21 protein-coding genes are annotated in these 23,587 nt (G+C 48.5%); 4 read left to right on the forward strand and 17 right to left on the reverse strand.

Annotated features, from left to right (window positions below; translation table 11 throughout):
* Positions 1–25 precede the first annotated feature (25 nt).
* From EGV91_RS12230 to EGV91_RS12250, 5 genes are all read right to left on the reverse strand, one after another.
* Positions 26–640, reverse strand: coding sequence for a phosphatase PAP2 family protein (locus tag EGV91_RS12230; RefSeq protein WP_135504140.1), 615 nt, complete (start codon positions 638–640; stop codon positions 26–28).
* Positions 641–808: 168 nt separating this feature from the next.
* Complete coding sequence (locus tag EGV91_RS12235; protein ID WP_135504142.1) at positions 809–1,759, reverse strand: siderophore ABC transporter substrate-binding protein; 951 nt, start codon at positions 1,757–1,759, stop codon at positions 809–811.
* A 40-nt stretch (positions 1,760–1,799) separates the two neighbouring features.
* Positions 1,800–2,561 carry an iron ABC transporter ATP-binding protein gene (locus EGV91_RS12240; protein ID WP_135504144.1) on the reverse strand — a complete coding sequence of 254 codons (762 nt, stop codon included), beginning with the start codon at positions 2,559–2,561 and terminating at the stop codon, positions 1,800–1,802.
* Complete coding sequence (locus tag EGV91_RS12245) at positions 2,558–3,508, reverse strand: iron chelate uptake ABC transporter family permease subunit (RefSeq protein WP_135504147.1); 951 nt, start codon at positions 3,506–3,508, stop codon at positions 2,558–2,560. Before EGV91_RS12245 ends, EGV91_RS12240 begins: the two co-directional genes overlap by 4 nt.
* Positions 3,501–4,451 (reverse strand): ABC transporter permease, encoded by a 951-nt coding sequence (locus EGV91_RS12250; protein WP_135504149.1) that lies wholly within the window; start codon positions 4,449–4,451, stop codon positions 3,501–3,503. Before EGV91_RS12250 ends, EGV91_RS12245 begins: the two co-directional genes overlap by 8 nt.
* Positions 4,452–4,963: 512 nt before the next feature.
* Between EGV91_RS12250 and EGV91_RS12255 the strand changes: the two genes are divergently transcribed.
* A complete protein-coding gene (locus EGV91_RS12255) occupies positions 4,964–6,682 on the forward strand; it encodes an ABC transporter ATP-binding protein (protein WP_135504150.1) in 1,719 nt (572 codons plus the stop codon).
* Between the two features lie 59 nt (positions 6,683–6,741).
* On the opposite strand, the gene hflX is transcribed toward EGV91_RS12255, so the two are convergent.
* The 3 genes from hflX to putP all read right to left on the reverse strand — a co-directional run bounded on the left by hflX (position 6,742) and on the right by putP (position 10,445).
* The gene (hflX, locus tag EGV91_RS12260; RefSeq protein ID WP_135504152.1) at positions 6,742–8,013 is read right to left on the reverse strand and encodes a GTPase HflX; all 1,272 of its coding nucleotides are present in this window, start codon (positions 8,011–8,013) and stop codon (positions 6,742–6,744) included.
* 110 nt (positions 8,014–8,123) lie between these two features.
* Positions 8,124–8,846 (reverse strand): VOC family protein, encoded by a 723-nt coding sequence (locus tag EGV91_RS12265; protein WP_135504154.1) that lies wholly within the window; start codon positions 8,844–8,846, stop codon positions 8,124–8,126.
* A gap of 108 nt (positions 8,847–8,954) precedes the next feature.
* On the reverse strand, positions 8,955–10,445 hold the full coding sequence (putP, locus tag EGV91_RS12270) for a sodium/proline symporter PutP (protein WP_135504156.1): 1,491 nt from the start codon (positions 10,443–10,445) through the stop codon (positions 8,955–8,957).
* A 111-nt stretch (positions 10,446–10,556) separates the two neighbouring features.
* On the opposite strand from putP, the gene EGV91_RS12275 reads away from it, so the two are divergent.
* Positions 10,557–10,922, forward strand: coding sequence for a DUF2188 domain-containing protein (locus EGV91_RS12275; protein ID WP_135504158.1), 366 nt, complete (start codon positions 10,557–10,559; stop codon positions 10,920–10,922).
* Between the two features lie 446 nt (positions 10,923–11,368).
* Entirely contained in the window at positions 11,369–12,454 is a 1,086-nt protein-coding gene (locus tag EGV91_RS12280; RefSeq protein ID WP_135504160.1) for an IS4 family transposase, read from the forward strand.
* Between the two features lie 45 nt (positions 12,455–12,499).
* Here EGV91_RS12280 and EGV91_RS17485 read toward each other — a convergent pair whose 3' ends face one another.
* The 4 genes from EGV91_RS17485 to desA form a co-directional block, all read right to left on the reverse strand.
* A complete protein-coding gene (locus EGV91_RS17485; protein WP_277751545.1) occupies positions 12,500–12,631 on the reverse strand; it encodes a hypothetical protein in 132 nt (43 codons plus the stop codon).
* Between the two features lie 403 nt (positions 12,632–13,034).
* Positions 13,035–13,634 (reverse strand): response regulator transcription factor, encoded by a 600-nt coding sequence (locus tag EGV91_RS12285; RefSeq protein WP_135504162.1) that lies wholly within the window; start codon positions 13,632–13,634, stop codon positions 13,035–13,037.
* Positions 13,631–14,767 (reverse strand): sensor histidine kinase, encoded by a 1,137-nt coding sequence (locus tag EGV91_RS12290; protein WP_135504164.1) that lies wholly within the window; start codon positions 14,765–14,767, stop codon positions 13,631–13,633. The genes EGV91_RS12285 and EGV91_RS12290 overlap by 4 nt, the downstream gene beginning before the upstream one ends.
* A 93-nt stretch (positions 14,768–14,860) precedes the next feature.
* Complete coding sequence (gene desA / locus EGV91_RS12295; RefSeq protein WP_135504166.1) at positions 14,861–15,877, reverse strand: Delta(5) desaturase DesA; 1,017 nt, start codon at positions 15,875–15,877, stop codon at positions 14,861–14,863.
* 199 nt (positions 15,878–16,076) lie between these two features.
* On the opposite strand from desA, the gene EGV91_RS12300 reads away from it, so the two are divergent.
* Positions 16,077–16,307, forward strand: coding sequence for a hypothetical protein (locus tag EGV91_RS12300; protein ID WP_135504167.1), 231 nt, complete (start codon positions 16,077–16,079; stop codon positions 16,305–16,307).
* A gap of 38 nt (positions 16,308–16,345) precedes the next feature.
* Here the strand turns inward: EGV91_RS12300 and cydC are convergent, their stop codons facing one another.
* The 5 genes from cydC to EGV91_RS12325 form a co-directional block, all read right to left on the reverse strand.
* Positions 16,346–18,052 (reverse strand): thiol reductant ABC exporter subunit CydC, encoded by a 1,707-nt coding sequence (gene cydC / locus EGV91_RS12305; protein WP_135504168.1) that lies wholly within the window; start codon positions 18,050–18,052, stop codon positions 16,346–16,348.
* Positions 18,049–19,773 (reverse strand): thiol reductant ABC exporter subunit CydD, encoded by a 1,725-nt coding sequence (cydD, locus tag EGV91_RS12310; protein ID WP_135504170.1) that lies wholly within the window; start codon positions 19,771–19,773, stop codon positions 18,049–18,051. Before cydD ends, cydC begins: the two co-directional genes overlap by 4 nt.
* 464 nt (positions 19,774–20,237) lie before the next feature.
* Positions 20,238–20,846 carry a hypothetical protein gene (locus EGV91_RS12315; RefSeq protein WP_338325052.1) on the reverse strand — a complete coding sequence of 203 codons (609 nt, stop codon included), beginning with the start codon at positions 20,844–20,846 and terminating at the stop codon, positions 20,238–20,240.
* Between the two features lie 208 nt (positions 20,847–21,054).
* Positions 21,055–21,669 (reverse strand): NAD(P)H:quinone oxidoreductase, encoded by a 615-nt coding sequence (gene wrbA, locus EGV91_RS12320; protein WP_135504173.1) that lies wholly within the window; start codon positions 21,667–21,669, stop codon positions 21,055–21,057.
* 194 nt (positions 21,670–21,863) lie between these two features.
* Positions 21,864–23,507 carry an AMP-binding protein gene (locus EGV91_RS12325; protein WP_135504174.1) on the reverse strand — a complete coding sequence of 548 codons (1,644 nt, stop codon included), beginning with the start codon at positions 23,505–23,507 and terminating at the stop codon, positions 21,864–21,866.
* Positions 23,508–23,587 lie beyond the last annotated feature (80 nt).

Here is a 23,587-nt window from a genome sequence, read left to right on the forward strand (position 1 = left end):
TTCCGATAATGGAAGCGCTGCTTTTTCATCTATTCTGCAGCTTTTCAAAACGGTGTTCCCGGAACTCGTACCAGATGGCGACTGCCACGAATAATGTATACCCTGCGCACCAGCCGGCCAGCACGTCCGAAAAATAATGCTCGCCCCCAGCCACACGGGAAAGCCCGATTCCCGCAACCAGTCCAACCGCAGCCAGCCACACCAGCCATTTCCCTATTTCAGAAGCCATATACGTCGTTATGAAGTAAGCGGCTGTGAAAATATACAAGAGTCCGCCCATCGCATGCTCGGAAGGGAAACTATAGCTTTCCAGCTCTTGCGGAACCGGTGGCCGGCCGCGCATTAATGCCTCTTTCAACAAGACGTTCAACGCTTTTCCAGCTCCCACGGTCAGGAAAACAAAAAGCATCGCCCGGTAATTCCGGTGGTGGAACCATAAGTATAAGATCATGCCCATTCCCACTACGAACAGCACCGGATCTTCCCCAAGGACCGACAGGCTGTCCAGCCAAGCTAAACCATATAACTTGTCCGCCGCCCAAGCATCAATTTCTTTGAATTCCGGTGTCGAGTATGCCATAAGGATTGCAAAGAAACCGATTAATGTAGCCATTCCCAGCGGATAAAAAATACGTCGCATGACCCCACCCTCTCCCTGTTGCTTCCATCTATTATAGCCCAATTTATCTGTCTATTCAAAAAATACCAGAAGGCTTCCAGCATTTCTCCACTCTCTGGTTTGGCGAATAAAAAGCTGCAGGCCAACCGGATTCCCGGACTCGCCTGCAGCCTGTGCAATACACTTTTTTTATTCCTTGAATGCCGTTTCCACGTCAGTGACCATTTGGCTGACCGATTGCAGCCCACCGCCTGACAGGTACCAATAATCCGGATCTAAGTAAACGATCTTCCCATCTTTATATGCATCCGTTTTTTGCACCAATTCGTTTTCAAGTGAATCTTTCGCGCTGGCTTCATTGCCCACTGCGGCATTGCGGTCCACAACGAAAATCATGCCAGGATTTTTCTCCAAAATGTATTCGAACGAAATGCTTTGGCCGTGCGTCGATACTTCCAACCCTTCATCTACCGCTTTTACGCCAAAGACATCATGGATGATGCCAAAACGTGAAGACGGGCCGTACGCACTGACTTTCCCTTCATTCGCCAAAACGATCAACGCTTGCGCTTGGGAACTGCTGACCGTTTCTTTTACTTGTTCAATCTGTTCTGTAATCGCTGACAGCTCTTCTTTCACTTGCTCTTCTTTATCGAAGATTTCCCCGATCAATTCCATGTTGCCCGTAAAAGATTCCATGTAATTATCCGTGTCAACCGCGATATGGACAGTTGGTGCAATCGCTGCGTATTCTTCATACATGTCCGCTTGGCGTCCGGAAATGATGATCAAGTCCGGCTTCAGTGCATTGATCGCTTCGAAATCTGCTTCTTTCAACGTACCAACATTCTCATACTTTTCCGTGTCCGCGTATTTATCAAGGTACGCCGGCAGTGATTCCTGTGGTACACCTGCTGCTTCGATGCCTAATTTGTCCATCGTATCAAGAACGCCGAAATCAAAGACGACGACTTTCTTCGGATTTTTTTCAAATGTGGTTTCGCCCAATTCGTGCGTTACGGTCATCGTTTCTTTTTCCTGCGCCTCCGCTGAAGTCCCCTCTTCTGTTTCTCCAGCGCCGCATGCTGCAAGCACGCCAGCCACCAATAACGCCATTGCAATCAATAGCCATTTTTTCATCTCAATCAAACTCCCTTTTTATGTAGTTTTTTAATGCAATTTACGAATTGAAATAAACACAGATCCGGCAATTGTCCATCTGCTGAATCGGGATGTCCATGTCGTAGATTTCCTTCAGCGCCGCCGATTGGATGATTTCCTCAGTCGTCCCGTCTTTGACGACACGGCCATTTTTCATCGCGACAATGCGGTCGGAATAGACCGATGCGAAATTGATGTCGTGCAGCACGATGACAACCGTTTTGCCAAGGTCGTCGACGAGGCGGCGCAGGATTTTCATGATTTGCACAGAATGCTTCATGTCCAAATTATTGAGCGGCTCGTCGAGCAGAACGTAATCGGTATCCTGTGCAATGACCATGGCAATAAATGCGCGCTGGCGCTGGCCGCCAGACAATTCATCCAAATAACTCTGCTCCATGCTTTCCAAATCCATGTAGCCGATTGCCTGGTCGACCATTTTCTCGTCCTCGCCATTCAAGCGCCCTTTGGAATAAGGAAAGCGGCCGAACGACACCAGTTCGCGCACGGTCAAGCGCACGTCCATGTAATTCGATTGTTTTAATATCGATACGCGCTTCGATAAATCATTGGCTTTCATTTTCTTCGTATTGGTGGAATCGATGAGCACTTCTCCCGTGTCCGCATCAAGAAGCCGGCTGACCATAGAAAGGAGTGTCGACTTCCCGGCACCGTTCGGCCCGATAAATGACGTGATCTTGCCGCGCTGGATATCGACAGAAACATTCTCGACGACTTGCTTTTTCCCATAGAACTTCGTCAATTCACGGACTTGAATCATTTGGATCGACTCTCCTTCAATAATAGATAGATGAAGTAAACTCCACCGATGAAATTGATGATGACGCTAAGCGTTGCATTGAACGTGAAAACCCGTTCAACTACCCATTGCCCACCAACCAAAGCAATGATGCTGATGACGATTGCGCCTGTAAGGTGCACCGAATGCTTATACGATTTGAAAAATTGATAAGACAGGTTCGCTACAATCAGCCCAAAAAATGTTATCGGCCCGACTAGCGCGGTCGCGATGGCAATAAGCACCGCCGACAGCACGAGCATCCCTTTCACCAAGGAATCGTAATTGACACCCAAGTTGACTGCCGCATCGCGGCCGAGCGACAAGACATCCAAAGACGCATTATGCCGCCAAGCAACCGCAATCAGTACGGCAACGAACGCGAGCGATGTCCAAACAAGGTCCGCGTTGACGTTATTGAAGCTGGCGAACATCCGATCCTGGACCATCTGGAATTCATTGGGGTCGATCAGCACTTGCAGAAACGTGGAAATGCTCGAAAAGAACGTCCCGAAGATGATGCCGATCAACAGCAGGAAATAGATCGGCTGGTTGCCTTTTTTAAACAGCAAGCGGTAAAACAGCAATGCGAAGACCACCATGACCGCAATCGACAACAGGAAATTCACTTGTTTATTGAGAATCGTCACGTGGTCGGAACCTAGAAAGAAAATCAGCAAGGTCTGCAGCAGCATATACAGCGAATCGAGGCCCATGACACTCGGCGTCAAAATGCGGTTATGCGTGATGGTCTGGAACACGACCGTCGCATAAGCGATCGCCACGCCCGTCAACACCATCGCAAAGACCTTGACTCCGCGGCGCGGCAGCGCATAATCGAAACTGCCATTCAAATCGTGGAATAAATACAGTGCGCATGCCGCCACTGCCAAACCGGCCAATAACATCATTTTATGTACATTACGCATATGCCCTCCTCCTAAACAACAGGAACAGGAAGATGGCGCTGCCGATGACGCCAACCATCAAGCTGATCGAGATTTCGTACGGATAAATGAGCACCCTGCCTAAAATGTCACAGAGCAACAAGAAAATCGCACCGAGCATCGCAGTATGGGGCAATGTCTTTTGCAAATGGTCCCCTTTGAAAATGGAGACGATATTCGGGATGATGAGCCCGAGGAACGGGATCATGCCGACCGTCAGCACGACTGTTGCGGTAATCAACGCTACGAGCACCAGACCGATGTTGACGACGCTGCGGTATTTCAAGCCGAGGTTCTTGGAAAAGTCCTCCCCCATACCTGCGACTGTAAAGCGGTTGGCGTAAATATAGGCGATGATGAAAACAGGCACACTGATGTAGAGCAATTCGTAGCTGCCTTTCATGATCATCGAAAAATCCCCTTGGAGCCAAGCCGACATGTTCTGGATGACATCCGCCCGGTACGCGAAAAAGGTGGTGATCGAAGACAGGATGTTGCCGAACATCAATCCGACAAGCGGGATGAAAATCGCATCCTTGAACTTGATGCGGTCCAAAATCTGCATGAACAGGAAGGTTCCGGCAAGCGCAAAAGCAAACGCCACGGCCATCTTTTCAATCATGCTGGCATTGGCGAACAACAGCATCGACACCAGAATCCCCAGCCGTGTGGCGTCGAGCGTACCGGCCGTTGTCGGTGAAACGAATTTATTGCGGCTCAATTGCTGCATGATGAGCCCTGCCATGCTCATTCCAGCGCCCGCCAATAAAATCGCAACCAGCCGCGGCAGGCGGCTGATCAGGAATATCTGCGTTTCCTCCGACTGAAAGTCCAGCAAATCAATCGGGCTGATTGAACTGACTCCGACAAACAAAGAGACGAATGACAGTATGACCAATATGGGTATTAAAATGCGTTTCTTCATAGCTGTCCCTCATCTTTAACTAATTAAATTCTCAGTAAGAATGATAATCATTATCACTTACCAACTTTTTTAGTATATCATGAGGATAGGAACATTCAATAGTTAATTGAGAATTATTTTCATTTAAACTTTATCAAAAAGTAATTTGTTAAAAACCGCTTCGGTCGCTTTGGGCAGAGCAAAGACGATTGCTCCTGCGCAAGCTCGTCGCAAAGGAGGTGCCAAAAGTATTTGGCACCTCCTTGACTCCCGCAATAAGCCGGGAAGAACACCCGTCTCATTGCTCCGTCTAGCCCTTTGCCGCGCCTTCGCTGGGTAAGCTCTTTGAGAAACAAATAGCATACTTGGATCTGCTATTTTGTAGGTATGGAGTACCCATATGACGAATTATTAGTTCAACATACTATATGCAAAAAACGACAATTACTTCAGAAATCGAAATAATTGTCGTGTATTCACTTGAATTGGCTTATACTTTTCCTTATGACAAAAATACCGAGGTGGTCCATCTAATGAGATTGAAACAATTTTTCAAGTATTATAAACCGCATAGACGGCTTTTTATCGTCGATTTCACAAGCGCAGTCATTGTCGCTATCCTTGAATTGGCATTTCCCGTCGCTGTCCAATGGTTCATCGACGACTTGCTGCCAAGCGGCGAATGGAATACGATTGTAACGGTCAGCGTCCTGCTGCTCGCCGTGTTCCTGCTCAGCACGTTCCTCCAATTCGTGGTCAGTTACCTCGGCCATGTGCTTGGCATCAATATCGAAACCGATATGCGCGAGGAATTATTCACGCACGTGCAGCGGCAGTCTTTCCGCTTTTTCGATAACATCAAGACCGGCCATGTCATGAGCCGCATCACCAACGATTTGTTCGATATCGGCGAACTCGCCCATCATGGCCCTGAAGATTTTTTCATTGCCATCATGACGTTTTTCGGCGCATTCGGCATCATGTTCTGGATCAATCCGAAACTTGCCTTGGTGACGCTGATCGTCATTCCGTTCCTGATTTGGCTTATCACCTACTGCAATATCAAGATGAACGGCGCCTGGAGCAGCATGTACGGGAAAATCGCCGACGTCAACGGACGCGTCGAAGACAGTGTTTCCGGCGCTCGCGTCGTCCAATCGTTCACCAATGAAGAATTTGAAATCAGCCGCTTCAAAAAAGACAATGGCCGCTTCCGGGTGGCAAAGATTGTCGCCTATAAAGTCATGGCCGCAACACATTCAAGCATCTATATGATGACCCGCATGTTGACGCTGCTGGTTCTTGTCTATGGCGCTTGGCTTAATTACCAAAATGAATTGTCTTATGGGGAATTGGTCAGTTTCGTGCTGTTCCTCAATGTCTTGATCAAACCGATCGATAAAATCAGCGCATTGCTGGAGCTTTATCCGAAAGGGATGGCGGGCTTTGGACGCTTCCAGGAGTTGATGGAACAAGAACCTGAGATTTTGGACCGCCCTGACGCTATTGAAGTCAGCGGATTGAAAGGCAATATCCTTTTCGAAGATGTCCACTTCGCTTACGATGGCCATAAAAGCGTATTGAACGGCATTGATTTGTCGGTGCGATCCGGCGAAACGGTCGCATTTGTCGGACCATCCGGTGCCGGCAAGACAACAATCTGTTCGTTGATCCCACGTTTCTACGACATCCAAGAAGGCAGCATCACCATCGACAATATCGATATCCGCGACATGACAATGCATTCGCTGCGTTCACATATCGGCATTGTGCAGCAGGATGTCTTCCTGTTCACCGGCACGATCCGCGAAAACATCGCTTACGGAAAACGCAATGCCAGCGAAGAAGAAATTCTGGCTGCTGCGAGAAAAGCCCACTTGGAAGACTTCGTCAGCAAATTGCCGGACGGCTATGAAACGCAGATCGGTGAACGCGGCTTGAAATTGTCAGGCGGCCAAAAGCAGCGCCTGGCCATTGCACGCATGTTCCTGAAAAATCCGCCGATCCTGATTTTGGATGAAGCGACGTCTGCACTCGACACGGAGACGGAACGCATCATCCAAGAAGCGCTTGCCGAACTTGCGGAAAACCGTACGACGCTCATCATCGCGCACCGCCTGGCTACCATCCGTGACGCAGACCGTGTCATCGTTGTCACCGAAGACGGCATCGCGGAACAAGGCGGCTATAGCGAATTGCTCGAGCAAGATGGCATTTTCGCCAATCTCCACCGCATCCAATTCCAAAATTAATCTTTACCGCCCCAAAGCAAAAAGAGCACCCGCCAGAAATGGCAGGTGCTCTTTTTCATTTATTTACCGATGACGAATTCCTGGAAGCGGTCGTAATCCACGCTTCCGAGCTCCACTTTGATGAGGGTGCCGTTTTCTTCGTATTCCGTGTCCATTATGGTTGCTGAATCGTTCAAGTAAGCGACAATGTCCCCTCTGTCAAAAGGGATGAGCATCCGGCACGTGACATGTCCGGCGAAAATATGCCCTTTGATCTTCTCCAGCAGTTCATCCAGCCCTTTGCCTTCTTTAGCGGACATCCAAAGACCGTCGCCGCTCACTTTCGGGTAAGGGACGCCTGCCAAATCCGATTTATTGTAGACGAACAAAGTCGGGATGTTTTCGACGCCGACTTCATGAAGCGTCGCGTTCGTGACATCCATCATGTGGCGATATTCATCATTCGACACATCGACGACGTGCAAGAGCAGATCAGAGTTGCGCGCTTCTTCGAGCGTCGAGCGAAAAGCTTTCACCAAGTGATGCGGCAGTTTGCTGACAAAGCCGACGGTATCCGACAACAAGAAATGCTTATTGTCTTCCAGTACGATTTTCCGTACCGACGTATCAAGCGTCGCGAACAGCATATCTTTTTCAAATACTTTTTTCTCCTCGCCCTGGCCCGTTTTGGCCAATAAACCATTCATGATTGTCGATTTCCCGGCATTGGTGTAGCCGACAAGCGAAACGACCGGCGTACCTGTACGTGTCCGCTGTTTGCGCTGCGTTTCGCGCTGTGCGCGGATATGCTCCAATTCTTTATGGAGTTTCGATAACTGGTCTTCGATTTTACGGCGGTCAAGCTCCAATTTCGTTTCACCGGCACCTCTGTTTGAAAAGCCGCCGCTGCTGCCGCCTCCTTGGCGACCCAGCGAAGCACGCAAGCCGACAAGGCGCGGAAGCATGTATTGCAGCTGCGCCAATTCAACCTGCACCTGTGCTTCTCGCGTTTTGGCCCGGCGCGAGAAAATATCCAGGATGAGCATCGTCCGGTCAATGACTTTGCATTCCAGTTCTTCTTCCAGGTTGCGGATTTGCGATGGCGACAGTTCATCGTTAAAAATGATGAGGTTCGCTTCCGCTTCTTCGTAGAACGCTTTGATTTCTTCGACTTTGCCTTTTCCCACATAGGTAGCGGGATGGATGCGATCCAAGTTCTGCATCACTTCGCCCACCACTTCCACCTCGCAGGCTTCCGCTAAATTGCGCAGCTCTTCCATTTCGTACTCAAAATGGAGGTCCTGCTGCAACTGAACTCCCACAAGAATTGCTTTTTCCATTAATACATCCATTCGTTTTCCTCCTCAGCCAGCGGAACTCTTTTCCGATTATGACAAAAAGAAGAGTTTGCACTCTTCTTTCGCTGCCATACATTCCGTCCACTTTTGCTGTGCTTCTCTTATCATATATTCCCGTCCCCTGGAAGGCAATAAACCCCTTCTTCAAAAACGATGCGTTTTGAGCCGCCAGCAAGGCGCACTTCTTCCAAGCGTTCTTTGCGGCTTGTTGTCTCGCGGAACTCAAATCGGCAATTTTCTGTCTCCAACTTGCCTTGCAGGATTTTGCGGAATAGTGCTTCACTTGCCGGGATATCATGGACGCCGAACACACAAGCTTCGACGCTGAGTTTTTCATTGTCAGGCTTGATGGCATCTCTTTCCCGCAACGCGCTGTACCGCTCGCTGTCGCTTTGCTGCCATTCGATGAAAAACGGTGCCGGCAAAGCATCCGTAACTTCTTGTTCGATAAAGAGCATTTTCCAGCGGATGGTTTCTCCGTTTCTGGTTTTGCGTTCAGCGTCCAATACGCCTGTCGTTTCAAATCCTTCTTCCCGCAGCCGCTTGTCCAGGCTGCCAATATCCGCAGTCCGCAGGCACACCGTACCGAACCCTTCTTCATCGTGCAGCAGCAGTTTCGTCAGCGGATGTTCTGCGCTTTCGGCAACCGAACGATCCGCAAGCGAAAGCCATTCGATGTAGCAGTCTTTCATGTAAAGCAGCGCGTTGTGGGTGCCCCATTGGATATGCTGTCCGCCAACAGCCGCATGGAAACCGTACGACTCCCATGCTTCAACAGCTTTTGCAGGCTCACTCTTTGTAAAATGCACAATATGGTCTAAAAACATGGTTCCACCTCATTTTTAAATTGTCCTTCTTCAAGATAATAGCCAAAAGGCGGTGCAAAACAAAAGCTCCAGCCTTTTGAATTCCAGGCTGGAGCTTGTCAAAGATCATTATTTAGCAGGTTTTTCTTTAATAAGGCGTTCTGTTTCGTTAAATTCTTCGTCGATTTCAGCATTTTGCTTGTATGTCGCCAAACTTACAGCGACTGCAACAATCGCACACAAGAAGAACCCTGGAATGATTTCATAAAGATTGACAGCAAACTCTGCATCCAGCATATCCCAAATAATAACCGTCACAGCTCCGACAATCATACCGGAAAGTGCGCCCCACGTAGTCAACTTACGCCAGAACAATGACAACAGGATGATCGGGCCGAAAGCGGCTCCGAAGCCGGCCCAAGCATAAGCGACCAAATCCAAAATCGTATTGTTCTGCTCCCAAGCAAGAAAGCCGGCGATTAAAGAGATGGCTAAGACCGCAAGACGGCCTAATGTGACATATTGTTTATCAGAAGCGACTTTCTTAAAAGCGATTTTGTATAAATCCTCTACCAATGCAGAAGAAGTTACAATCAACTGGGAAGAAATCGTGCTCATGATTGCCGCAAGAACGGCAGCCAACATAAAGCCGGCAATCAATGGATGGAAGAAAATTTGGCCAAGGACGATGAATACACCTTCCGGATCAGCCAATGTCGCATCCGGATTTTGCTGGAAATACGCAATCCCGACCAAAGCTGTCGATACAGCACCGAGCAGACTTAAGATCATCCAGCTGATACCGATGCGGCGAGCCTGGCGAACTTCTTTTAACGAACCGATTGCCATAAAGCGAACAATGATGTGCGGCTGGCCGAAATAACCGAGCCCCCACGCTGCAGCGGAAATGATTCCGATAAGCGACGCGCCTGTCAGGCTGAGCATCGCGGGGTCCACTGAACGGATGGTATCCGCAGTTTCCGCAAAGCCGCCTGTTTTAAAGACGCCGATGATCGGCACCGCAATCAAGGCCAAGAACATCATCAGGCCTTGGACAAAGTCGGTATAGCTGACCGCGAGAAATCCGCCGAACAACGTATAGGCAACAACAACGCCTGAGACGATCAATAAGCCAAGATGGTAGTCAAGGCCGAAAGAACTCTCAAAGAAAACGCCTCCTGCAACCATTCCGGATGATACGTAAAACGTGAAGAATACCAGAATGATGATACCTGAAACAATCCGCAGCAAACGCGAAGTGTCTTTCAGGCGGTTTTCAAGAAAGCTTGGAATTGTGATGGAATCGCTCGTCACGAATGAATAAATACGCAGTCGCGGAGCAACGAAAAACCAGTTTAAGTAAGCGCCTATTACGAGGCCTATGGCAATCCATCCTTCCACAAGACCGCTGACGTAGATGGCACCGGGCAAGCCCATCAAAAGCCATCCGGACATGTCTGCCGCGCCTGCGCTCAAAGCGCCGACTGCTGCACCAAGGCCGCGTCCGCCAAGCATGTAATCTGTCAAGTTCACTGTCTTTTTGTAAGAATAATAACCGATCCAAAGCATAAGAGCCATGTAAATAGCCAAAGCAATGATTTGATACGTAGTATCTGACATCTTCCATCTCTCCTTTCGTCTATAGTTTAGCATTTTCTAAATTTTTTAACAGCAGAATTTTGTTTTACCTTTGAGCAAAGTGGGGAAATGATACGCAAGGAGGCGATAGCCATGCCGTGGGATAAAAACGATTACCCGGATTCATTCAAAAACTTGAATGCCGATGTGCGGAACAAAGCCATTGAAATAGCGAACGCCCTTTTAAGAGACGGCTATGAAGAAGGCCGCGCGATTCCGATTGCCATGGACCAGGCGCGGAAAAACGTCGAAGGCGGCGAAGAAAAGATTATTTTTGAGATCAGGGCTCATGACGAAGGCTGGCAGCTCAAGAAAAAAGACAGTAAAAAAGCCCTTTTGATTGAAGACACCAAAGAAGAGCTGATGGGCGAAGCGAAACGCTACGCCAACAAGCATCACGGCGAACTGCATATTTACACAAAAGACGGTTCCCTTGAAGAAAAATTATACGAAAGCTAATAAGAAATCCGCTGCCAGTAAAGGCAGCGGATTTCTTCAGACTGTCGAGAAACTTAGATGTTTGTTATGCATTTCGCTTCAGGCGGACGCGTTCCGCGGGCCTGGCTTCAGTCTCCTCGTCGCTAGCGCTCCTGCGGGGCCTTCAGCTCAGGCTAGTCCCGCTGGAGTCGCCGCCTTCCGCTTCATTCAAAGGTATTTCTTATTAGTAAGTTATTTCTTTTACTCAAGAACACTAAAGATACACTTCTGCACTTTCTTTCCTGTTCTCCAGATATGGAGCAAAACAGCGGAGACGCCTGCGGGAAAGCGAGGCAGCCGAGACCCCGCAAGGCGCGAAGCGACTGAGGAGGCTTGGCGCTCCATAGCTGTCAACTTAAGAAAATAGCCTAACTCCTCTTGAAAGATGGTATAGATAACTAACCATTCAAACGAGAGGAGTTTTTCTTATGTCGCCTCCAGCGACTGCCCAACTGCTTGATTCGTTATTTTCTTTTTTGGAGCCGGAGAAACTGGATGCCCTCGCGAAAGAGACGGGATTCATCCAACGAAAAAGGCTCCTTACGGCCAGTGATTTTCTGTCCTTGCTTCTACAGGTTCACGGAAATTTGACGGACGCTACCCTGCAGGAACTGTGCACCAAGTTGTTGTTCGAACAAGACATCGGAATCACTCGATCGGCACTCGATAAGAAGTTCACAATGAACGCCGTGGATTTTCTCCATCGATTGGTGGATGAGTTATTCCTTAGCGAACAAGAACTTGAACCTGTGCGGCATATTCTGGCAACCGAGTGGCCATTCACAAGCCTGCGGCTTCTAGATGCCACGAAAGCTAGCGTGCCCGATTATTTGAAACCCCGCGCCCAAAAGACGCATCAAACCTCTGTGAAAATACAGTATGAATTCGACTATTTGACCGGAAGGTTCACGTTTTTTTATCTCGACCTTACCAATACCAATGATGCCGTCATCGGTAAGAAACGGGTGCCGTTTCTGGAAGAGCATGAATTATGTCTTCAGGATATGGGTTATTTTTCGTATGAGACCTTGAAAAATATCCACAATCATGACAGCTATTTCCTCACCAAGTTCCGAAGCGATGCGTATCTTGGCTACCAGAATCCTTTTCCTGCGCATCACCCGGATGGGCGAGTGGTACAGAACAGTCGTTACCAAAAGATTGACCTGGTAGGACTTTGCCGGAACTTGCCTCCAGGCGAAGTCTTGGAACTGGAAAATGTCTATTTTGGCGATAAAGCGCATTTTCCCGCCCGGTGCATCCTCTATAGCCGAAACGCGGAACAGAAGGAGCAACGCTTGGGCCGAATCGACCGGCGAGCAACCAAATCGGGCAAGAAGCCAAAACCGCAGGTGCGTGATTTGGCAGGCATCACGGGGTATATGACCAACTTGCCCGAACACGTTTCTGCCGAGCAGGTAGTCGAATTGTATCGGTTGCGGTGGCAAATCGAACTGAATTTCAAGGCGTTGAAATCGTTTCTGAAGATCGATCATTTCAAGTTGGTCAAGTAGGAACGCTGGTTGTGCCATCTATATGGCATCTTACTGGTTTTCCTGTTAAGCCAACTGATCGCCTACCAGTTCCGGAATCGCATCTGGGAACAGGAAGAAAAAGAAATCAGTGAAATGACTGCCATCCGCAGCATCGCCTGTGATGTGTTGCCGAAACTCTACGAGTCTTTTCGGCACAAAAAGAAGACGCTTCAAGAGTATGTCCCAATGATCACGCGGTTACTCATCACAACCGCACGGAAGCCGAATTCCATCAAGGGGACCGCCCTAGAGCGCCTTCAAATCGCGTAGCAGAACCCCATTCACACCTCTCCAAACCGGGAGGTTTATTTGGCGTTCTCACTATTTCCATTGCCATAGTTCGTGGAAATGAAACCCCTTTGATGAGAGAAAAAAACCAGAAAAATGTTAGAAAGCCCGAATCGTAAAACAGCATTTATCGCTTAAGTTGACAGCTATGGGCTTGGCGCTCGCCCGCGGCAAGCGTAGCTGTTTTGCGGAATATCGGCTCCATCAGAAAAAGTATTTACCTTTCTCGACAAATTCAAGAAATCCGCTGCCAGTGAAGGCAGCGGATTTCTTATTTAAACCAGCCCTTTTCCTTGAAACGGGAAATGGCTTCGATGCGGTTTCCTACTTCCAGCTTATCCAAAATCGTTGAAATGTAGTTCCGGACAGTGCCCGTCGTGATGAATAATTCTTTTGCAATCTCTTTCGTACTCTTGCCTTCGGCAATCAATTCCATGACCTGATTTTCCCTTTCAGTCAGCGGGTTCGCATCCGCGTATGCAAGGTCGACCAGTTCGGGCGCGTAGATGCGGCGCCCTTCCATGATGGTCCGGATCGAGGCAGCCAAGTCTTCGCTCGGGCTGTCTTTCAGCAAATAGCCGCTGACCCCCGCTTTCCGCGCCCGTTCGAAATAGCCGGAGCGTGCAAAAGTCGTCAGGATGATGATTTTACACGGCTCATCCTTCAGCGCCTCGGCGGCATCCAACCCGCTTTTGACGGGCATTTCAATGTCCGTGACGACGATGTCAGGCTGCAGCTTTTTGACCAGTTCAATCGTTTCTTCGCCGTTCGTCGCTTTTCCCACGACTTCCATATCTTCTTCAAGGTCCAACAGCGACCCGAGCGCACCGAGCATCATGCGTTGATCTTCAGCTAATACGATCCGTATCACACCAATTCCTCCTTCGGCTTCTGATAAAGAATGACATTCGGGACCCGGATGTTCAACGTAACGCCATCCACCTTCTTGATTTCCACGCTGCCATTGACAAATTCCAGGCGTTCACGCATGCCAGAGAGACCATTGCCTTGATTCCAATGCATGCCTTCAATCCCGACGCCGTCGTCCTGGACCTGCACCAAAATCTCTTGGGCATTTTGTTTCACTAGGATACTGCAACGAGTTGCGCGGCTGTGCTTCACGACGTTCGTCACTGCTTCCTTCAAGCACATGCTCAGCACGTTCTCCACTAATAGCGGGGTATTATCGAGTTTTGGATTTCCGTACAAGACAAAATCGATGTCTGCAGCTTTCAAAATCTGCTGAATCCGCAGCAGTTCATCTTCAAGCTTCGTGCCCCGCATATCCGAAACCAATTCGCGCACTTCTTTCAAAGCAGTTCGGGCTGTTTGGCGGATATCATTGATTTCATTCATCGCAGCTTCAGGATTCCGCTTCATCAGCTTGCCGGCCAAATCACTTTTGAGACCGATAAGTGACAGCTTCTGCCCGAGCGTGTCGTGCAGATCGCGGGCTATCCGCTCCCGCTCTTCAATGACAATCAATTGCGAAATCCGTTTGTTTGCATCTTCCAACTGACCTTCCAGTTTTTCACGTTTGTGCCGGTTGTAGGTGTTGAAGGGCAACAGGATAATCCCCAAAATACTCAAAACAATGAAGGGCAATTGCGCGGTGTAGAGCGCTTCGTGAAGAATAATCCCGATTGTCAGCGCCAAGATGGTAGTGCCGATATGAATTCCGTAAACGATGAAGAACCCTACTTTGTTGCGGATATTGCCGACAAAAAACGCCAGGAAAATAGCCAGATATACGTAGCCGAACAGAAAAATCATGCCGATGTTGATCGCTATTTCGATGCCGATCCACATATACACAAACCCGGTTTTCGAATTGAATGACAGCCGATACGCCAGAAAGAACATGATCAACAACAAGATGCCCAATGTAATTTCGAGAGGCGATGAAGAACGGAAAATGAAAAAGAAGGGCAGGATACAGAAGATGACCCAGGCATATAAGCTGAGCCAAGGGTTTTTCGGAAATATTTGGTACCAGCTTTGCATAATTTCGCTCCTCGATTCACTATTATTCATTATCATATCAAATAATGGAAAAAAGAAAAAACCATTCAGCAGAATGGTTTTTTCTTTAGGTGATTAAGCTGGGAGTTTGTTTTCGTTCAGCAAATGCTTAATATCGCCAAAAGTGACAAACGTTTTGTTTTTCGCATCATATAATTTAAAGCGCAATGATTTAAGGCTTGATTTGATTGTAATTGTCGTCGCTTGTTGAAGCGGCGGAGTGGATTCATGCGCTTTTTCCAAATTGTAGTTTGGAACACGCGGGCTTAGATGGTGCACGTGATGGAAACCGATGTTGCCAGTTACCCATTGAAGCACTTTTGGAAGTTTGTAATATGAACTTCCTTCTACAGCCGCTTTCACATAATCCCATTCGCTTTCGTCTTCAAAATACGAATCTTCGAATGTGTGCTGGACATAGAACAACCAAATGCCTAATGCTCCTGCGATAAACATTGTCAATCCTTGTACGATCACGAATGCCTGCCAGCCGATTGCCCAGATAAGCAATGAGTAGATAACAACTAGCGAGATGTTGATCAAATACGTGTTATTGCGTTCTTTTTTACGTGCATCTTTGCGGTTGAAACGGCTTGAAATCAAGACTAGGAATAGCGGTCCCACACCAAACATTACCAACGGGTTGCGGTACATGCGGTATTTGAAACGTTCCCATTTTGAAGCTTCAACGTACTCTTCGATTGTCATGACCCAAATATCGCCGACGCCGCGTTTGTCGAGGTTTCCGCTTGAAGCATGGTGGATAGAGTGCTCGCGTTTCCATTTTTCATAAGCGAAAAGCGTCATAATACCGGTAATTGTACCGACTACAGCGTTCGCTTTCTTGTTTTTGAAGAATGATCCGTGTGTGCAGTCATGGAAGATGATGAATGTGCGGATGACGAATCCTGCAGCAATAGCTGAGAATGCAACTGTCAGCCAAATCGAGATGTCCAATGTCAGGTATGCCAAAACCCATGAAATGATGAATGGCGGAATGGTGTTCATTATTTGGCGTACACTTGCTTTTACGTCCGACCCTTCGAAAGGGGCAACGAATTTGCGCAATTGTGCTGTTTTTTCTCTGCTCATATTCTTCCTCCTACTATCCATGCTCAAGCGGCTGGATAACTTATTATCCTTATCATAAAGATTCTGCACCTGACAAATAAGTCATAAACGCCTGTTTCCTACATGACACTTGTCATGTATTTCGCAAATCTTACTTTCTGCTTTTTTGCAAATGCAGTATACTTGGACTAAGAAGAAATACGGGAAAGAGGTGTTTTTCATGACTGGTACACTGACAATCATCATGATTTTTTCAATCCCTCTCGTCGCTATTATCGGTTCCTACTGGCTCAAACACGCCGAAATGAAAAATAAATGGATCGTCGAAGAGCAGGAACTCGAAAAAATCAAACACGAAAATTTCATCCTCGAAACCGAGAAGATGCGCCTCGAACTTGAAAAGATGAAATTGGAGCAGGAACAAAAAGGACAGAATTTATTGATGAAATAAGAAAAGGCATGCCGCTGGTCAAACGCGGCATGCCTTTTTTAGGCAAAAACATCTTTTTCAATTTGTTTCAATTCATAGAAATAACTTTTTTTCTGCATCAAGCTGTCGTATGTTCCGCTTTCCACTATTTTGCCGCCGTCCATGACAATGATTTGATCCATCTGGCTCAAAGCTGTTAAATCATGGCTCACGATAATGAAGGATTCATCTTTTCCACTGCTGAAAAGTTCTGAGTAAATCGCTTTTGCCGTAATGCTGTCTACAGAAGATACGGGCTCATCCAATATCCAAAGCGGCTTTCTCCGGATTATTGCCCGGGCAATAGCCAAGCGCTGCTTTTGGCCGCCTGATAAGTTTTGGCCTTTTTCGCCGACTTTCATCGACAGCGCCAATTCAGCCAGTTGGACTTGCGACAGCGCCGCTTCCAATTGTTCATCGGATGCCGATTCATTGGCAATCAGCAAGTTGCTCTTAATCGTCCCAAAGAAGAAATGGTTTTCCTGGAGCACCGCGTTCATGCTTTCCCATACTTTTTCTTGATCCAATTCGGCCAGCTCACGCCCGCCAAGCCGGATCGTTCCTTCATCCGGTTCCAAGATATTCAATAAGAGCTGAAGAAGTGTCGATTTGCCGGAACCGCTCGGACCCACGATTGCCGTTTTCGTACCCGGCTCAATTTGCAGGGAGATATCGGTTAAAGCAGCACGTTCTTCCCCTCTGTAAGTGAAGTTGATGTTGTCCAGCGTGATATCGAACGGCCATTGAGGAGGCTGTCCATCCCCTTTCAGGACTGGTGCAGCTGGCGCAACTTCATCCAAACGGCTCGCCGCTTTTCGGTTTTCTTCGAAATGAGCCGGAAATGCTGCCATCGGAGAGACGTTTTCAAATGCCCCCAACGAGATCATCACCAGCATGGCGAGGTATAAACCATCCAATTCGCCTGCAGCTGTAAAATACGCGCCGAGGCCCAGTACAAAAAAGGACGCGAGGAGGGCAACCAATCCATTCACCGACTGGCTCAAGTTTTCTTCAAGCCCCTCCTTGCGCTGCTGGCTTCCATAATCACCGGAGAAATCCTCAAGCTGCTGTTGCTTTTGTTCAAGCCGCTGATTGATCTTCAAATCGCGGAAACCGTGCAACAGCTCGGCCGATTCTGTTGAAAGCGATGCACGGCTTGCCCGTGCAGCATTGTGAATGGTCCGTTGCCGCATTGCAAAAACCGCAGGCACTGCAAAAACCGTCAAGAAGGCGCCGATGGCAATGACGGCTGCAATCCCCATAGAGAAGTAGGCGCTGAAGAAAATCGTACTGAGAAAGACAAGAAGCAGCACGATTGGCGGATACAGGACGCGCAGCAGAAAATTCTGCAGGCTCTCAACATCGCCGACGATGCGCGCCAGCAAATCGCCGCTTCGGTAATGGCTGAAGATGCCCGGTGCCAACGGCGATAGTTTTTCGAAGAAAGACGAACGCAAATTGCTGAGCATCGTAAATGTTGCGCGATGTGAAAACAGCCTTTCCGCATAGCGGCTCAAAGCGGAAGCCAGTCCGAACAATTTCAGGCACGCGCCCATGACGATCAAAATCGTCATCTGCGAAGTCAGCGCCGCACGTGAAATCAAATAGCCGCTGGAAGCGAGAAGCGCAACCCCTGCGACGCCTGCCAGAAAGCCGAAAAATACCGCGAGCGCAACATCTCTTTTTTCATGGAGCGTCAAAAATAATATTTGTTTCAACCCGCTCATTGCAGGACACCTCCAAATTGCGCTTCGATCATTTCCCGGTACAACGGCTCAGAACTCAATAATTCAGAATGCGAGCCGGCTCCAGCAAGTTTTCCGTTATCCAGAACGAGAATCATATCCGCCTTTTTAATCGTGTGCAGCCTGTGGGCAACAGTCAATACAGTCGCCCCTTTGCCGAGCTCGGCCATGGATTTCTGTAAGATCCGTTCGGTTTTTAAGTCCAGCCCAGTTGTCGGTTCATCGAATAATATGAGGGAAGGCTTTTTTAGGAAGGCCCGCGCCAAAGCAATGCGCTGTTTCTCCCCTCCGGATAGCCCTCTCCCCGCTTCGCCGACTGGGGTATCGAGGCCTTGTTTCAAAGAGAGGACCATTTCAGCGATTCCCGCTTGTTTTGCAGCTGCCATAATTTCTTCATCGGCCACTTTACGTCCTGCACCCAAAGCGATGTTCTCTTTAATGGAACCAGCGAATAAATACGGGTTTTGGGAAATATAACTCATTTGGCTGAACCAGGACTGTTCTGATATATCTTGTCTGTCCATTCCATCCACAAGCAGACGGCCGCCGGTCAGCGGCAGCAAACCGGCTATCGCATGCAGCAGCGTTGTTTTGCCCGAACCGCTTTTGCCGATGAAAGCGACCTGGCTGAACGGGGGAATCTCCAGTGTAGCGGGGCCAAGTGAAAATCCGCCGCCGTATTGGAATTCCAACTCCTCCAGTTCCAATAGGCCAGGGCCTTGCAATGCCAATTCGGTGTTTCCGAAACGGACCGGTTCCGTCTTTTTCGTTAACTCCTCCGATAAACGGCCAGCCGCAGCCGCACTGCTTCTGCCCGTATGGAACGCACTCCCGAAATCTTTCAGCATATTGAAAAAATCCGGAACGAGAATCATGACGAAAAATGCTGTAAAGAAAGTCAGGCTATCGAATACGACAAGGCGCAGCCCGATTTCAAGCGCAATGATCCCCATACTCAGCATCGAAATATATTCCAGCATCAACGAAGATAAAAAGGCGGATTTCAGCACTTCCATCGTGGAATCCCGGAAATCGAGGCTGCTCTTTTTAATGGTTTTCTGCTGGCGGTCCGCCTGTCCCATCAGTTTCAATGTAGTAAGGCCTTGCAGGACGTCCAAAAATGTCCCTGAGAATTGCCCCAGCTTTTCCATCTGCTCATCCGCTTTTTCTTTTGTGCGGATTCCCACGAGCGCCATGAATACCGGGATAAACGGCGCTGTTATCAAAATGATCAGCCCCGTTATCCAATGCTGGTAGAAAATGACCGCAAGCAGCACAATCGGAATGATGTAAGTTTGGATCATTTGCGGGATATATTTGCTGAAATAGCCATCTACTTCATCGACTGCGTCCATTAGCAAACTCACTTTCCGGCCTGACTGGCCGTGTTCCGAAGCCAATAGCGGATCCGCTGCAAACGAACTAATCAATTGCCGGCGCAGCTTCAATTTCACTTCAGTCGACAATTCGACTCCTGCGCGGCCGATTGCATAGCCACAGAAGGCACGCAGCAAAATGGCGCCCAATAACCCATATAAATAAGGTGTGATATCGGCAAACGCAGCATCTTCAAGAAAAACGCCATTGACGGCGAGCACAAAAAACAAGGCTTGCCCGACCATTGCGGCTCCTTTTGCAAGGGATGCTGCCGTTAGCAGAACCATCCATTTTCTCTGTTCAAATGCGAGCTGTTTCAACTCCATTGTCCCATTCTCCCTTTCGATTGCTCATGCTTCCATTATAAAGCAACTGCCCTTTGTTGCCGTTTCCCACGCATGGCTGAAGCGGTTAATTCTCCATTTTGTTACAGGAAACGTTCACAAAACACTGATTTTACAGCGAAACGCAAAAAAAGCCGCTGGACATTCCAGCGGCTTTCAAAATTAGGGTTATTTTTTTCCGGATTTCTGTTCTGGCGGTCTTTCAAGCACAGCATACAAAAATATAATGTCTTCTTTGATCTGTGATTTCACGAGGTCATTTTGACATTTCCGATACTCATGGCTAAGCTTATTCAGTTCACATTCAAAAACTATTTTTTCTTCTTGTGAAATCACTGATAACACCCCAGCTCATTGAATTTGGAGAAGTCGTTCTTTGTACGTGCATTCGTCAAGCAATCATATCAAAAATTAAAATCAAACGCTATTAATTAGCGTTAAATTATTTATAATATCAATAATAAGACAGAGTAACCAACTATACCTAAGCAAAAAGAAACAAAACTGCTTTCGCGATCTTCTGGCAATTCTTCTTTCATGACATTGAGGATGATGCCGCCTGCAAGCAATGCGGTAAGAATCGACACCGTCAATTCACCGACTTCCGATACCAGCCCGAAAGCCCACCCAACCAGGATAGCAGCGGCCAGAAGCCAGCGGCCGTATCGATCGTACTCTTCTTTATGCGCCGCCCGCAGCCCTTTATCATTCGTGATGAAGTGGACGCCCATTGCGATGAAAAAGAATAGCATGCCCCATGCCGAATCGTAATGTTCACGGACCAGCAAATAGCCGATTAAAGCATTATAGAGCGTGAAAGAACCGATATGAACCCAGAAAACTCCGGCTTCCACGCCTTCTTCTCGAATATCCGCCTGCCGCCGTTTAGCAGATTTCACCATCTGTTCCAGTCCATAAAAGATGATGAGCCCAAGCATAGCGACCAGGTAAATATGGCTTTCTAAAAAGCTCCAGCCTTCATTTCCGACTTCGCCTTCCAGCTCCTCCTGAAAAACACCGAGTTCTGGCAGCAAGTGCAGAAAAACGTAAGCCACGGATATTCCCCCTGCAATCGACAGGAATCGGCTTCGCGGCAAGACTTTCATGAGCTTCATTCTCTTGGAAAATAGATGGATAAATACAAAACCGATTACAAATAATAAGCTGAGCCATTCCACTGCCTTCAGCTCCTTTGTCCACTAGAATAATAACAGGCGGACTCGCGTCGAGTCCGCCTGCCGTGTCTACAGATGTGCGAATCCCTTACTTGCCTTGTCCGTCTTTCATCCAACCAGCCACTTGTACAGTGCGCTTCGCCTGGTGCTTCACGGCATCTTCCACGTCTTCCACCATGTTATTGTCCTGGTCAACAGAAACGGTTGTGCCGTAAGGATTGCCGCCTGCTTTAAACAGCGATTCGTCCGTATAGCCCGGCGCAGCCACGATGGCTCCCCAATGGAACATGCTTGTGTAAATGGCGAGGACCGTCGCTTCCTGTCCGCCGTGAGCATTTTGTGCAGATGACATGGCGCTGACGGTTTTATTGGCTAATTTGCCTTGCGCCCATAAGCCGCCCGTCGAATCCAAAAACTGCTGGAATTGGGACGGAACATGGCCGAAGCGCGTCGGGATGCTAAAGATGATGGCATCTGCCCAATCAAGCAGATCCACTTCCGCTTCCGGTACGTCGGCTGTCGCCTCCGCGTGTGCCTGCCAAGCCGGATTCGATGCGATAGCCTGCTGTGGCGCATTTTCTTTCACTTTCGCCAATTTTACTTCTGCACCAACCGATGCAGCGGCTTCTTCTGCCCATTTCGCCATTTTATAATTGGTGCCTGTTGAGCTGTAATAGATAATTGCCAATTTCACATTTGCCATTATTCTCTCTCCTTTTTTGCATCAAGTCCGGGACTGCTGCTATAAACGGGAAATACCTCGACTTTGAGATGGCTCTTCTCTTCCTATCTTCCCCGCATTCGGCTTTCTTTAAACAATCGGCTTGCGCAAAAACTGTCCGAGAGTTCAAAAAAGCAGAAAACCAGGTGCAGCGCGCCTGGTTTCCTGCCTGTTTCTTAGACTTCCGTTCTCCGGCTGAGTTCAGCCGCTTGCTCCCGCAGCTTGAACTTTTGGATCTTGCCGGATGCCGTCATCGGATAATCCTTCGTGAATTCAAAATAGCGCGGTATCTTATGGCGGGAAATTTTGCCGGTGCAATATTCCCGCAATCCTTCAGCATCCAGTTTTTCGCCGTCCTTAAGAATGATCCACGCCATCAGCTCTTCCCCATATTTCTGATCCGGCACTCCGACGACTTGGACGTCCTGGATGGCGGGATGGCGGTAAAGGAATTCTTCGATTTCGCGCGGGTAGATATTCTCGCCTCCCCGGATGACCATGTCCTTCATGCGTCCGGTGATGGCAATATAGCCGTCCTCGTCTTCGACCGCGATATCGCCCGTATGCAGCCAGCCTTCGCTGTCGATGGCATCACGGGTCGCTTCTTCGTTATGGTAATAGCCTTTCATGATATGGTAGCCTCGCGTGCAAAGCTCGCCTGGCACACCGGCAGCCACACTGTCGCCGCTTGCCGGGTCGATGATTTTCACTTCGACTTCTGCATGGGGCTTGCCGACAGTCGCTACCCGCTTTTCGATGTCATCATCAGCGCGCGTCTGCGTGATGACCGGAGAAGATTCGGTCTGGCCGTAAGCAATGGTAATTTCCGATGCCCCCATATCGCTGATCACTTTCTTCATGACTTCAATCGGGCATGGCGAACCGGCCATGATGCCTGTACGCAGGGAAGAGGTATCAAATGATTTAAAATCAGGATGGTTGAGCTCAGCTATGAACATCGTCGGCACGCCGTGAAGGGCAGTGCATTTTTCATCCTGAACCATCTGCAGCACTTTTTTCGGTTCGAATTGTTCGGCAATGACCATCGTGGATGAATGTGTCACCGCTGCCATTGTTCCAAGCACACAGCCAAAGCAATGAAAGAACGGAACTGGAATGCACAGCCGGTCTTTCTCCGTCAGATTCATCGTATCGCCGACCAGTTTCCCGTTATTGACCACGTTCAAATGCGTCAGCATGACACCTTTCGGAAAGCCTGTCGTACCGGAAGTGTATTGGATATTGATGACGTCTTCCGGCTCCATCGACTCGAAGCGGCTTTCTAGTTCCCCGTCCGAAACGCCGCTCGCGAAAGCTTCAAACTCGCTCCACGTATGGATGCCGGGATAGCTCCTTTCAGACATGACTATAACCCGTTTGAAATGGGGCAGCCGGCTGCATTCGATTGCGCCTTTTTCGGCTGTCTTCAGCTCCGGGCATACCGCGTTCAGGATGTCGATGTAATTCGAGCCTTTGAATTCCTCCCCCAATATCAGGGTCGTGGCATCGGATTGCTGCAGCAAGTATTCCAATTCACTCGCTTGGTAGCTTGTGTTGACAGTTACCAAGACACCGCCCATCTTGCCCGTTGCGAATTGGCTCAGCAGCCATTCACGCTTATTGTCCGACCAGATGGCAACATGCTCCCCTTTGGCGATGCCCATTCCCATGAATGCCTTTGCGAGGCGATCCGTTTCCTCGTTGAATTCCTGATAGGTTTTCCGGATGCCATACTCCGGATAGACGTATGCCTCTGTGTCCGGATACAGCGCCGCTTGCTCACGCACGACTTGTCCGACCGTTTTTTGTAAAATAGCCACTTCCATTCCCCCTTGATGTAAACGTTTTCAATCCACTTTTGATTTTATCACAAAATTCCAAATTATGTGATTGGCAAAAG

The organism is Planococcus koreensis (genome assembly GCF_004761975.1).
GTDB lineage: Bacteria > Bacillota > Bacilli > Bacillales_A > Planococcaceae > Planococcus > Planococcus koreensis.

Excerpts from the sequence above, each read along its gene's own strand:
- hflX (WP_135504152.1), bottom strand. The coding sequence starts at position 8,013 with ATGGATGTATTAATGGAAAAAGCAATTCTTGTGGGAGTTCAGTTGCAG.
- cydD (WP_135504170.1), bottom strand. The coding sequence starts at position 19,773 with ATGGAGTTGAAACAGCTCGCATTTGAACAGAGAAAATGGATGGTTCTG.
- EGV91_RS12280 (WP_135504160.1), top strand. The coding sequence starts at position 11,369 with ATGTCGCCTCCAGCGACTGCCCAACTGCTTGATTCGTTATTTTCTTTT.
- EGV91_RS12250 (WP_135504149.1), bottom strand. The coding sequence starts at position 4,451 with ATGAAGAAACGCATTTTAATACCCATATTGGTCATACTGTCATTCGTC.
- EGV91_RS12290 (WP_135504164.1), bottom strand. The coding sequence starts at position 14,767 with ATGCAAAGCTGGTACCAAATATTTCCGAAAAACCCTTGGCTCAGCTTA.
- EGV91_RS12230 (WP_135504140.1), bottom strand. The coding sequence starts at position 640 with ATGCGACGTATTTTTTATCCGCTGGGAATGGCTACATTAATCGGTTTC.
- EGV91_RS12275 (WP_135504158.1), top strand. The coding sequence starts at position 10,557 with ATGCCGTGGGATAAAAACGATTACCCGGATTCATTCAAAAACTTGAAT.
- EGV91_RS12245 (WP_135504147.1), bottom strand. The coding sequence starts at position 3,508 with ATGCGTAATGTACATAAAATGATGTTATTGGCCGGTTTGGCAGTGGCG.
- EGV91_RS12300 (WP_135504167.1), top strand. The coding sequence starts at position 16,077 with ATGACTGGTACACTGACAATCATCATGATTTTTTCAATCCCTCTCGTC.
- putP (WP_135504156.1), bottom strand. The coding sequence starts at position 10,445 with ATGTCAGATACTACGTATCAAATCATTGCTTTGGCTATTTACATGGCT.
- desA (WP_135504166.1), bottom strand. The coding sequence starts at position 15,877 with ATGAGCAGAGAAAAAACAGCACAATTGCGCAAATTCGTTGCCCCTTTC.
- cydC (WP_135504168.1), bottom strand. The coding sequence starts at position 18,052 with ATGAGCGGGTTGAAACAAATATTATTTTTGACGCTCCATGAAAAAAGA.
- EGV91_RS12235 (WP_135504142.1), bottom strand. The coding sequence starts at position 1,759 with ATGAAAAAATGGCTATTGATTGCAATGGCGTTATTGGTGGCTGGCGTG.
- wrbA (WP_135504173.1), bottom strand. The coding sequence starts at position 21,669 with ATGGCAAATGTGAAATTGGCAATTATCTATTACAGCTCAACAGGCACC.
- EGV91_RS12265 (WP_135504154.1), bottom strand. The coding sequence starts at position 8,846 with ATGTTTTTAGACCATATTGTGCATTTTACAAAGAGTGAGCCTGCAAAA.
- EGV91_RS12255 (WP_135504150.1), top strand. The coding sequence starts at position 4,964 with ATGAGATTGAAACAATTTTTCAAGTATTATAAACCGCATAGACGGCTT.
- EGV91_RS12240 (WP_135504144.1), bottom strand. The coding sequence starts at position 2,561 with ATGATTCAAGTCCGTGAATTGACGAAGTTCTATGGGAAAAAGCAAGTC.